This is a genomic window from Bacillus sp. TH19, assembly GCF_016651075.1.
Taxonomy (GTDB): Bacteria; Bacillota; Bacilli; order Bacillales; family Bacillaceae_G; genus Bacillus_A; species Bacillus_A mycoides.
The window spans coordinates 1144913-1156300 of sequence record NZ_JAEKEO010000007.1 but is presented as its reverse complement, the minus strand read 5'-3'; the positions used below and the strand labels follow the sequence as shown (position 1 = coordinate 1156300).

Below are 11388 nucleotides of genomic sequence, written 5' to 3'. Positions count from 1 at the left end.
TAATTAAATATCCGTTATGTTTAATTTGGGGAATACGGATTAATATGTACAAAAACGTTTTGTACGTTATCTTGTTTCATAAGTTTTTCTTTTACATGTTTTCCGATGCGGTGACCTTCTTCTACAGTGATATATGGATCTACAGATACTTTAATATCGACAATAACATAGTGGCCATGTTCTCTTGCATATAAAGAGCCAATTTTTTTCACACCTTCCACTTGAAAAACTGCCTCCCTAAGCGGAAAAACATCTTCTTCATGCAGAACATGATCGAGCGTTGCATGAATAGCTTCTGCTCCAATACTCCACGCCATCTTAGCAACGAGAATTGAAACAAATAATCCCGCAATTGGATCGGCATATACAAGCCAATCTATACCTAACTTACCGCCGATAATAGCTGCACAAATGCCGATTAAAGCTGCAATTGAAGAAAACACATCCGAACGATGTTCATATGCATTTGCAATAATTGCAGCACTATTTATCCTCTTCCCTAATCGATATTTATACTGAAACATCCCTTCTTTCACTACAATCGAAAGAATAACTGCAAAAATCGTAATTCCTTTTGGTGGTTCCAAATCTTGTGAAAAAGCTTTTATAGACGAAATCGCTATCTCTATTCCAACAATAAATAATAATACCGCAACAATAATCGCTGAAATCGATTCCGCTTTACCATGACCATACGGATGATCTTCATCAGGCGGTTGCTTTGCCGCTCGTAATCCAAAAAGTACAGCTAACGAGCCAATTACATCTGATCCAGAATGCACTGCATCCGCTAAAAGTGCCTTACTGTTTCCAATATAACCAATTACCGCTTTTACAATCGCTAATATAATATTACCAACGATTCCGACAATAGCACCAAACTCGGCCTGTTTAAAACGTTCATCTTTTTCCATAATTGAAATCCCTTCTTTTCTTAACCTATCTTTTTATCCCGCTATTTGCGGGCAGTAAGCCCCCCACCTCAAAATCCGGCAAATACAAGGAAGTTAGGTGGGAGATCAACTGCCCGTAAAAGCCCGATTGGTGAGGGCTAATAATAAGTGGGGATGAACAAAACCCCCACTTATTAAAGTTTCACTTTATTTTAACAAAATCAGCGATAACATCACCACTTTATTCCATTTCATTCTTTCAAAAGTTGCTATCTTATTGTATCCACAAACGAAAAAAGAGATGCCTCATAATGAGACATCATCTTTTTTATACTTGCGGTTCAGGTTCTTCTTTCTCAACCTTCTTCTTGTTTTTTCCCCTTTTCAAACGACGGTTTTCAAGCATTAACCAAATTTGAGAAGCCACGAAAATAGAAGAGTACGTACCTACAACTAATCCAATTAATAATGCAAGTGAGAAGTTACGCAGTGATTCACTACCGAAAATAAGTAGTGCGATTACTGGGAATAACACTGTTAACACTGTATTAATTGAACGACCAATTGTTTGACGAATACTTGAGTTTACGATTTCTTCTAGGTCTTTTATGTCGCGAACTCGTTTTTTCTGTTTGTATAACTCACGGTTTCTATCAAACGTAACGATTGAGTCATTGATAGAGTAACCAATAATCGTTAATATCGCAGCGATAAACGTTAAGTCTACCTCTATCTGGAAAAGACTAAACATAACAATCATAACGAATGCATCATGTAATAATGCGATTACCGCAGATAATGCATATGTGAAGCGGAAACGAATACTTACGTATAAGATGATAACCAATGAAGCTATCAGAACCGCGATGAATGCATTTCGTGCAATCTCTTTACCGATTGTCGGCGAAACTGTACTTACGTTTGGCTCTGTACCGTATTTATCGTTAAAGAATGTTTTTGTTTTCGCAATTTCATCTTTCGATAAAACGCCTAACGTACGAACAGCGAAACCTTTATTGTCATCTCCGGTCGGTACAATATCTTCTTCCTTCACATCGATGTTCAATTCTTTCAAATCTTTATGAATATTAGAAACAGTAGTTGCTTGTTTTGATTGCAAGTCAATACGTGTACCACTTGCAAAATCAATACCAAGATTCATTTTGAAAATCGGTAATATAATTGCCCCAGCAATTACAACTACAATTGAGAATAAGAAAAATTTATGACCGATATTTACGAAATTAATACGATCAAATCTCGTCGGTGGATGTACTGCACCTTTTGTTAATGGAATAATATCCTTTTCCTTAACACCAAAGTAAGATAGTTTCTTATCAAAGTAACGGCTCTTTACAAGTAAACCTAGTAAGAAACGAGTACCGAATACGTTCGTAATGAAACCAACTAAAATACTTACGATTAAACTTGTTGCGAATCCTTTTACAGAGCTATTACCGTAAGCGAATAATACACCAGCTGCTGCAATTGTTGTAATGTTCGCATCTAAAATTGTCGATAATGAACGATGGTTACCAGCACGGAATGCTGACATCATCGACTTACCAATTTTAAGCTCTTCCTTCAATCTCTCGTACGTAATGATATTCGCATCAACTGCGATACCAACCCCGAGCACTAATGCCGCAATACCCGGTAACGTAAGAACTGCATGCATCCAGTTAAAGACAAGTAATGTAACGAAAATGTATAAACCTAACATAATAACCGCTACAAGTCCTGGTAAACGGTAGAATACAAGCATGAATAAGAAGATAATAGCAATACCAATCGCACTAGCGAAAATCGTTTGCTCTAATGCTTGTTGACCAAATTTCGCTCCAACAGATGTTGAATACATTTCTTTTAAATCAACAGGAAGTGCACCTGCATTTAATAAAGATGAAAGTTCTTTCGCACTTTCAACTGTAAAGTTTCCACCTACGATAGATACTTCAGCTTGGTTAAATACTTGGCTTACTGTTGCTGCTGATAAAAACTTCGGATTCGGTTTTGCTGATTCTGCTTTATATGAATCTTTTCCTTCTTCAAAATCAAGCCAAATTACCATTAAATTCGTTGGTGGTGGCATTTTTGAAATCTTTTCAGTTACTTCACGGAATTTTTCAGCGCTTTTTAGTGTAAGACCTACGCTCGCACGGCCTTGCTCATCAAATGTTTGCTTCGCTCCGCCGCCTTTTAAATCCGCTCCGTCCATAAGCAGGTTATCATCCACATCACGGAATGTTAGTTTCGCTTGTGTTGATAACATTTCACGTGCTTTTTGCTGATCTTGTACACCAGCAAGCTGTACACGAATTCGATCTTCCCCTTCGATTTGAATGTTCGGCTCACTTACACCAAGAACATTGACACGATTTTCAAGGGCACCTACTGTACTTACAAGTGCATCACGATCGATTTTATCACCTTTTTTGGCTGGTTTTACTTCATACAGAATTTCAAAACCACCGCGAAGGTCTAGTCCTAGACTAATTCCTTTTGCTATGTCTTTTCCTGCCGCACCAATTACTCCACCAATTAATAAAACGATGAGGAAAAAGGCGGCAATTCTTGTACCACGCTTTGCCATATGTACCCTCTTTCTGCTACTAACACTTTCAATAAATCTCTTACGATTCATTTTCGTACGTGTGCATACGCCTAGTTAGTAGACTTACTTTCTATAAAATACATGTATTTCCGCTAGTTCATCACTAGCTGTGTCGGTAAGCTTTTCACAATACCTACACTTCCATTATTTATTTTTTCTCTTCACTACCTCCTTTATATATAATCTTAGACATAATTAATTCCTCTTTATCAATACCTATCATTATACTGCAAAAGGAAGAACAAACCAATTACAGTCGGTTATTTATTTTCATATTCATCAAACGACCAAAGTGGCGCCTGATATGCTTCAACAGTTAAATAATTCATATATTCATTAGTACTTACTCTTAATACATCATTTACTAATGCATACAACCTAACATCACTGTCTATCTTTTTCCACTTTTTCACCTTGAGAAACTTCCAAATATCATTATCTGTCACTCGGTCATAGCCAAACATGTGAAACTCTTCTACTTTACTTTCTAAAACGACTTGTAACTGTCCGCGGTATGATTCTACCAAAGCCTCATTATCCAACATATATAACATCTCCTTCTTATTTCAGCACAAAAAGTCGCTTTTAATCCCGCTCTAATGGACAGTAATAACTTCTTTCAAGAGTACCATTCATACTTCACTCTCTTAAATGCTTGTCATTCTTGTCTCATACGTGCATATAAATTATTGTAAATCATTCCATTGATTTTGAGAAGGTAGGAGAAGAGTATGACGAGACAAAGCTTTTTAAAAGGTGCATTTATTTTAATGATAGCTGGCTTTATTACAAAAATCCTTGGATTTATTAACCGCATTGTAATGGCACGTATTTTAGGCGAAGAAGGCGTTGGCCTTTATATGATGGCTGTCCCCACCTTCATTTTAGCAATTACACTAACACAAATTGGCCTTCCTGTTGCAATCGCAAAATTTGTAGCAGAAGCGGAAGCAGTGAACGATAAACAAAGAGTTAAAAAAATATTAACTGTCTCGCTAGCCGTTACATCCATTATTAGTATCATTTTAACAATTGGGATTATGCTACTCACACCTATTTTAGCAAAAACATTATTAACAGATGAAAGAACTTACTATCCATTAATGGCTATTTTACCTGTCGTCCCCGTTATTGCAGTTTCTTCCGTTTTACGTGGTTATTTCCAAGGGAAACAAAACATGAAGCCGAGCGCTTACGCTCAAGTCATAGAACAAGTTGTCCGCATTACAATTATCGCTGTATGCATTCGGTTATTTTTACCTTACGGCGTAGAATATGCTGCAGCCGGTGCCATGCTATCAGCTGTTCTAGGTGAAGTTGCATCTTTATTATTTTTACTTACTTTATTCCAACGCGAAAAACATTTATCTATACGCTCTGGATTTTTCACTACTGTAAAGGAGAGCAAAAATACATTTTATTCCCTTATGGACATTGCTTTACCAACTACAGGAAGCCGTTTAATTGGTTCCGTTTCTTATTTCTTTGAACCTATCGTCGTTATGCAAAGCTTAGCGATCGCCGGCGTTGCTGCTTCTGTCGCAACTCAGCAATACGGTATATTAAACGGATATGCGTTCCCACTTCTATCACTGCCAGCCTTTATTACATATGCTCTTTCTACAGCACTCGTCCCATCAATTAGCGAGGCAATGGCAAAGAGACAACACAAATTAGTAGAACACCGATTACAACAAGCACTTCGAATTTCCTTAATAACCGGCGGATGGTCAGTCGTTATATTATATGTATTTGCTTCTCCAGTTTTAACTCTCATGTACGGATCAGACAACGCGGCCGCTTTCATCCAGCTTCTTGCACCTTGCTTTTTATTTCATTATTTTCAAAGCCCCCTTACATCTGTGTTGCAAGCTTTAAACTTAGCACGCGCTGCTATGATGAACACATTTATTGGCGCTATCGTAAAATTAATCGTTATCTTTGTACTCGCTTCACGCCCAGAGTTCCAAATGATGGGGGTTGCCCTCGCCATCGCAGCAAATATAGTAACCGTAACATTCCTTCACTACGCCACTGTTTTAAAGAAAATTGCATTTACCATTTATGCAAAAGACTATATTTTCGGCGGAATTGCTATCGGGATTGCTGGTACCTTCGGTTTTTATCTTCATAAGTATATCGTTTTTTCTCATTCACTTGGCATACAAACATTATGGGAAATCACTTTAACAACAATCGTTTATATCGTTCTCCTCTTCGTTTTCAAACTCATTCGAAAAGAAGAATTAAGTCGTCTCCCTATCATTCGGAAACTTTCATTTTTGAAGTAAGCAGGCTTGCCATTCAAAATGGTAAGCCTCTAATTTTCTTTCAAATCAACGAAAAACTGTCCATTTTGAAAACTACAATATAAAATCCGTTTCACATCTTTATAACCTAAGTTATTCAGTTTCTCAACGAGCCACCCATCTGTATGTTCGATCATTTGCAAATGATTGTATTGAATTTCTCCATCAATAATTAGTGGGAGTGTAAAAATTGGTGTATCATTTTTGCTCTTTTTACTTTTTTGTTTTTGAAAGACAGATAACTTTCCAGATGGTTCTAAAATAGCGTATTCTACATCACGCACATCTCCGATTCCTTGCTCACGTAGTTGCATCAATAAATCATCTATGTTATATCGCTGCTTCCGCATCTTTTTTTCATCAATTTTACCTGCATTCACAAGAATCGCAGGCTCCCCTTCTATTAAATGCCGAAAACGCTGAAACTTTAAAGAAATGACCGACAAAATGATTTGTATACACATAAGAAAAGTCATTGGAACTAATTGATGCCAAAGTGATTTATCTGTATTTTCGATTGCCACTACAGCCATTTCACCGAGCATAATGAATACAACTAAATCTAATACACTTAATTCTCCAATTTCACGTTTACCCATAAGACGAAAAATAATTAAAATGATTATATACAAAAGCATTGTTCGTCCGATTATTGATACCCATTCCATTTCTACATCCCCTTTTTTTACTTATAGGCTCCCCTACAAAAAAGAAACTAGTCTAACTTAAACAAAATGAAAATATGCTTGTATTAAAAAGGGGGAATGCATAATGGATGGAACGAAAAAATTATCGAGCGCAATCGGCTTCGGTATTATTACCCTATTAATCCTCGCATCTATTACAAGTATGATCATGGCTCTTTTATTAAAATTTACGAATATTAATGAAGGGACATTAGTAATTATTATTTTTATAATAGCCCTTCTATCTATGCTTATGTCTGGATTTATTGCTGGTAAAAAGGCACAAGGAAAAGGATGGCTAGTAGGTTTCACAACAGGCCTTACATTCGCTATTCTCGTCTTTCTCGTTAACTATTTAGGCTTCTCTCAAACTTTATCGAACTCACAGTTACTCTACCAATTAGCATTGATGGGTGCGAGTACACTCGGAGGTATTTTCGGTGTAAATATGTCAAAACAAAATAGTTAAAAAAAGGCCCTGCACATTTCATGCAGGGCCTTCATCATTAGTTTTTCACAACTTCACGAATCGCATTGCGATCGAAAGTTAAGTGTGCACCACCAGATTTAACAACAATTTTTGTTTCATCCACTGATTCGATTGTAGCGTGTAAACCACCGATTGTTACGATAGCATCACCTTTTTTGATTTCATTTTGCATTTGTGCAACTGCTTTTTGACGCTTTTGTTGCGGGCGAATTAATAAGAAATAGAAAATCGCAAACATCGCAACAATCATAACGATATTCATCATACCTGCATTCATCTTGTGTTCCTCCTTTTAAATTATGTATTAGAAGTTTTTAGCATTCGGTTTATTAAAGCCATACTGTTCAAAGAACTCTTCGCGGAAATCGCCAAGACGGTCTTCACGAATAGCTTGTCTCACCTGCTCCATTAAGTTTAACAGAAAATGAAGGTTGTGATAAGACGTTAAACGAATTCCGAACGTTTCATCACATTTCATTAAGTGACGAATGTACGCACGAGAATAGTTTTTACATGTGTAGCAATCACAGTTCGGATCAAGCGGCCCGAAGTCTCTAGCGAATTTCGCATTTTTCACAACTAAGCGGCCTTCACTTGTCATACATGTACCATTTCGAGCGATACGAGTTGGAAGTACACAGTCAAACATATCAACACCGCGAATCGCACCATCAATTAACGAGTCAGGAGAACCTACACCCATTAAGTAACGTGGTTTATCATCAGGAAGAAGTGGTGTTGTAAACTCAAGAACACGATTCATAATATCCTTCGGTTCACCAACAGATAGACCGCCGATAGCATAGCCAGGGAAGTCCATTGAAACAAGATCTTTCGCACTTTGACGACGAAGTTCTTCAAACTCCCCGCCCTGTACAATACCGAATAAACCTTGATCTTGTGGACGTTCATGCGCCTTTAGGCAACGCTCTGCCCAGCGGCTTGTACGCTCTACCGACTTTTTCATGTATTCAAAAGTAGCTGGGAACGGTGGACACTCATCAAATGCCATCATGATATCTGAACCTAATGCATTTTGGATTTCCATCGCTTTTTCTGGAGATAAGAATAATTTATCGCCATTTAAGTGATTGCGGAAATGAACACCTTCCTCTTCAATACGTCGGAAATCACTTAAGCTAAATACTTGGAATCCACCTGAATCCGTTAAGATTGCACGATCCCAGTTCATAAACTTATGCAAGCCACCTGCTTCACGAATAATTTCGTGGCCTGGACGTAGCCATAAATGATACGTATTGCTTAAAATAATGCCAGAATCCATTGCTTTTAATTCTTCTGGTGACATTGTTTTAACTGTTGCAAGTGTACCAACTGGCATAAATGTCGGTGTATCAAATGAGCCGTGTGGCGTGTGCACTCGACCTAAACGCGCACCCGTTTGTTTACAAGTTTTAATAAATTCATAACGAATTGCTGTCATAATTTACTCCTTTTATTTGTTTCTCATTTTAGCGTGAGATGCAACGAACATCGCATCACCGAAACTAAAGAAACGATATTTTTCTTTTACTGCTTCATTATAAGCATGAAGTACATTATCTCTATTTGAAAATGCACTTACAAGCATAATTAATGTTGATTTCGGCAAATGGAAGTTTGTAATTAAACCATCAATTGCTTTAAATTCATATCCTGGGTACATAAAAATATCTGTCCAGCCAGAAGCTGCGCAAAGCTTACCACTATTATCTGTCGCAATCGTTTCTAACGTACGAGTTGATGTCGTACCTACAGTAATAATACGGCCGCCATTCTCTTTCACGCGGTTTAATAACGCCGCAGTCTCTTCAGACATATGGTAATACTCTGCGTGCATATGATGCTCTTCAATAGTATCTGCAGAAACTGGTCTAAAAGTTCCAAGTCCTACATGGAGTGTAATGAATGCTAACCCGACGCCTTTTTGCTTCAATTTCTCAAGTAACTCTTCTGTAAAGTGAAGGCCAGCCGTCGGTGCTGCTGCAGAACCGATTTCCTTCGCATATACCGTTTGATAACGATCGCGATCTTCTAGCGTCTCTTTAATATATGGAGGAAGTGGCATTTCTCCAAGCTCGTCTAAAATTTCATAAAAGATGCCGTCATATGAAAACTCAAGTTGACGCCCACCTTGATCTGCTGTTCCAATGCAAGTTGCTTTTAACTTTCCTTCACCAAAAGAGATGACAGTTCCTTCTTTTACACGCTTCGCTGGCTTTATAAGCGTTTCCCACTTATCGCCTTCCTCTTGTTTCAAAAGAAGCACTTCAATGTGTGCACCTGTATCTTCTTTCACACCGTGCAAGCGAGCTGGCATCACTTTCGTTTCATTTAAAACTAAGCAATCCCCCTCTTGTAAGTAAGAAAGAATGTCTGTAAAATGTTTATGCTCAATATCTCCTGTTTCACGGTCTAACACCATCAATCTTGATGTTTCACGCTCTTCAAGCGGAATTTGTGCAATGAGTTCTTCTGGTAAATGAAAATCAAACAGATTAATATCCATAACTGTATCCACCTATTTCTTATTTGAATCGATTTATTATATACATAATGAAAGATAATGCAATACTTAACACAATACATGTAATGATAGGAAAATAAAAGGTAACGTTACCTTTTTTCACAAAAATATCGCCTGGAAGCCTTCCTATGAACTTCCAAGCTAATCCAACAACAATGAGCAAAATCCCAGCTGTAATAAGCAGCTTTGGCATCTCCGTCATACTTTGGGCATCTCCATTCCGAAATGCTCATATGCGAGCGGTGTTACGATCCGGCCTCTTGGCGTTCTTTGTAAAAAGCCAATTTGTAATAAATACGGCTCATACACATCTTCAATCGTATGAGATTCTTCCCCAATCGTTGCTGAAACAGTTTCTAATCCAACTGGACCACCGCGGAACTTTTCAATAATACCAAGCAGTAATTTATGGTCGATATGATCAAGTCCTAATTTATCTACTTGTAATAGTTCTAACGCCATTTGTGTAATTTCCATCGCAATCGTTCCGTCACTGCGAACTTGTGCGAAGTCACGTACACGTCGTAATAGACGATTCGCAATACGAGGTGTACCACGGGCACGTCTTGCAATTTCTAATGCAGCTAACGAATCTATTTCAACTTCAAACACTTCTGCTGTGCGTTCTACAATCGCAGAAAGCTGATCTACTGTATAGTACTCTAATCGTGAAAGTACACCGAAACGGTCACGAAGTGGTGCTGATAATGCACCTGCACGCGTCGTTGCCCCAACTAGCGTAAATGGAGGTAAATCTAGGCGTACAGAGCGAGCTGATGGTCCTTTCCCAATAACGATATCAAGGCAAAAGTCTTCCATCGCTGGGTATAGCACTTCTTCAATAGATCTATGCAAACGATGAATTTCATCAATAAATAATACATCTCCTGGCTGAAGCGCTGTTAATACAGCTGCTAAATCTCCTGGTCTTTCAATTGCGGGACCTGACGTCGTTCGAATGTTAACACCCATTTCATTGGCAATAATATTCGCAAGCGTCGTTTTACCAAGTCCAGGTGGGCCATATAAAAGTACGTGATCTAACGTTTCTTCACGCATTTTCGCCGCTTCAATAAACACTTCTAAATTATGTTTCGCTTTATCTTGGCCAATGTACTGACGGAGCGTCTGTGGCCGTAATGAATACTCTAAATCCGCATCTTCGTATCCAGATTCCCCTGAAAGGAGACGTTCGTCCATTATACTCACCTCTTACCATTTAGTAAAAGACTAAGTGCCTTTTTAATATATTGATCCGTCGTTAGTGATTCTTTTAATAACTCTGGTACAACGCGAGAGACTTCTCGTTCTGCATAGCCAAGTGCACGCAGTGCTTCCAGTGCTTCATCAAGTTCAACTGATGAACCTTTCTTCGTATCAAAACTTTCAGTATCTGAGAACAAATCAACAAACGCATCTGGTACAACATCTGCTAGTTTTCCTTTTAAATCTAAAATCATTTGGCGCGCTGTTTTCTTTCCGACGCCTGGGAACTTCACTAAGAACTTCTCATCTTCATGTTCAATCGCTTGAACGACCTGTCCGGTTTGACCAGAAGCTAAAATTGCAAGAGCACCTTTTGGTCCAATCCCCGATACACCTAACAATTTTGTAAATAATAAACGCTCTTCACGTGTTTTAAAACCGTAAAGTGCCATAATATCTTCTCTCACATAATGATATGTATAGACACGGATTTCTTGCTTACTTCTTTGAAATACATACGGATTTGGTGTGAAAATTTGATAACCAATTCCATTATGGTCAATTACGACATATTCCGGTCCTACATACTCCACGTAACCTGTAACATATTCAAACAAAATACGATCTCTCCCTCTCAAATCATGTATTCCATTTTAACATATT

Annotated in this window: 12 protein-coding genes; 2 read left to right on the top strand and 10 right to left on the bottom strand. The window is 38.0% G+C overall.

Annotated elements, in window-relative coordinates:
* Positions 1-20 precede the first annotated feature (20 nt).
* The 3 genes from JFU54_RS09725 to JFU54_RS09715 all read right to left on the bottom strand — a co-directional run bounded on the left by JFU54_RS09725 (position 21) and on the right by JFU54_RS09715 (position 4052).
* Positions 21-914, bottom strand: coding sequence for a cation diffusion facilitator family transporter (locus JFU54_RS09725; RefSeq protein ID WP_088034188.1), 894 nt, complete (start codon positions 912-914; stop codon positions 21-23).
* Positions 915-1221: 307 nt separating this feature from the next.
* The gene (secDF, locus tag JFU54_RS09720) at positions 1222-3486 is read right to left on the bottom strand and encodes a protein translocase subunit SecDF (RefSeq protein WP_088040184.1); all 2265 of its coding nucleotides are present in this window, start codon (positions 3484-3486) and stop codon (positions 1222-1224) included.
* 281 nt (positions 3487-3767) lie between these two features.
* The gene (locus JFU54_RS09715) at positions 3768-4052 is read right to left on the bottom strand and encodes a post-transcriptional regulator (protein ID WP_002143227.1); all 285 of its coding nucleotides are present in this window, start codon (positions 4050-4052) and stop codon (positions 3768-3770) included.
* A gap of 186 nt (positions 4053-4238) precedes the next feature.
* Here JFU54_RS09715 and spoVB point away from each other — a divergent pair, with 186 nt between their 5' ends.
* Positions 4239-5798 carry a stage V sporulation protein B gene (gene spoVB, locus JFU54_RS09710; RefSeq protein ID WP_002015313.1) on the top strand — a complete coding sequence of 520 codons (1560 nt, stop codon included), beginning with the start codon at positions 4239-4241 and terminating at the stop codon, positions 5796-5798.
* Positions 5799-5827: 29 nt separating this feature from the next.
* Here spoVB and JFU54_RS09705 read toward each other — a convergent pair whose 3' ends face one another.
* Entirely contained in the window at positions 5828-6484 is a 657-nt protein-coding gene (locus JFU54_RS09705) for a DUF421 domain-containing protein (protein WP_002143230.1), read from the bottom strand.
* Between the two features lie 103 nt (positions 6485-6587).
* Between JFU54_RS09705 and JFU54_RS09700 the strand changes: the two genes are divergently transcribed.
* Positions 6588-6971, top strand: a complete 384-nt coding sequence (locus JFU54_RS09700; RefSeq protein ID WP_002015315.1) for a TIGR04086 family membrane protein — start codon at positions 6588-6590, stop codon at positions 6969-6971.
* Between the two features lie 37 nt (positions 6972-7008).
* Here JFU54_RS09700 and yajC read toward each other — a convergent pair whose 3' ends face one another.
* Genes yajC through ruvA form a run of 6 tightly spaced genes read right to left on the bottom strand, consistent with a single transcriptional unit; the run spans position 7009 to position 11342 of the window.
* Positions 7009-7269, bottom strand: a complete 261-nt coding sequence (gene yajC / locus JFU54_RS09695) for a preprotein translocase subunit YajC (protein ID WP_002015317.1) — start codon at positions 7267-7269, stop codon at positions 7009-7011.
* Between the two features lie 27 nt (positions 7270-7296).
* Positions 7297-8436 carry a tRNA guanosine(34) transglycosylase Tgt gene (gene tgt, locus JFU54_RS09690; RefSeq protein ID WP_002015319.1) on the bottom strand — a complete coding sequence of 380 codons (1140 nt, stop codon included), beginning with the start codon at positions 8434-8436 and terminating at the stop codon, positions 7297-7299.
* A 12-nt stretch (positions 8437-8448) separates the two neighbouring features.
* Complete coding sequence (queA, locus tag JFU54_RS09685; protein WP_002167633.1) at positions 8449-9501, bottom strand: tRNA preQ1(34) S-adenosylmethionine ribosyltransferase-isomerase QueA; 1053 nt, start codon at positions 9499-9501, stop codon at positions 8449-8451.
* Positions 9502-9520: 19 nt separating this feature from the next.
* A complete protein-coding gene (locus tag JFU54_RS09680; protein WP_000138161.1) occupies positions 9521-9721 on the bottom strand; it encodes a DUF2905 domain-containing protein in 201 nt (66 codons plus the stop codon).
* Positions 9718-10719, bottom strand: a complete 1002-nt coding sequence (gene ruvB, locus JFU54_RS09675) for a Holliday junction branch migration DNA helicase RuvB (protein ID WP_000344470.1) — start codon at positions 10717-10719, stop codon at positions 9718-9720. Before ruvB ends, JFU54_RS09680 begins: the two co-directional genes overlap by 4 nt.
* A gap of 5 nt (positions 10720-10724) precedes the next feature.
* Entirely contained in the window at positions 10725-11342 is a 618-nt protein-coding gene (ruvA, locus tag JFU54_RS09670) for a Holliday junction DNA helicase RuvA (RefSeq protein ID WP_002088786.1), read from the bottom strand.
* Between the last annotated feature and the right edge of the window lie 46 nt (positions 11343-11388).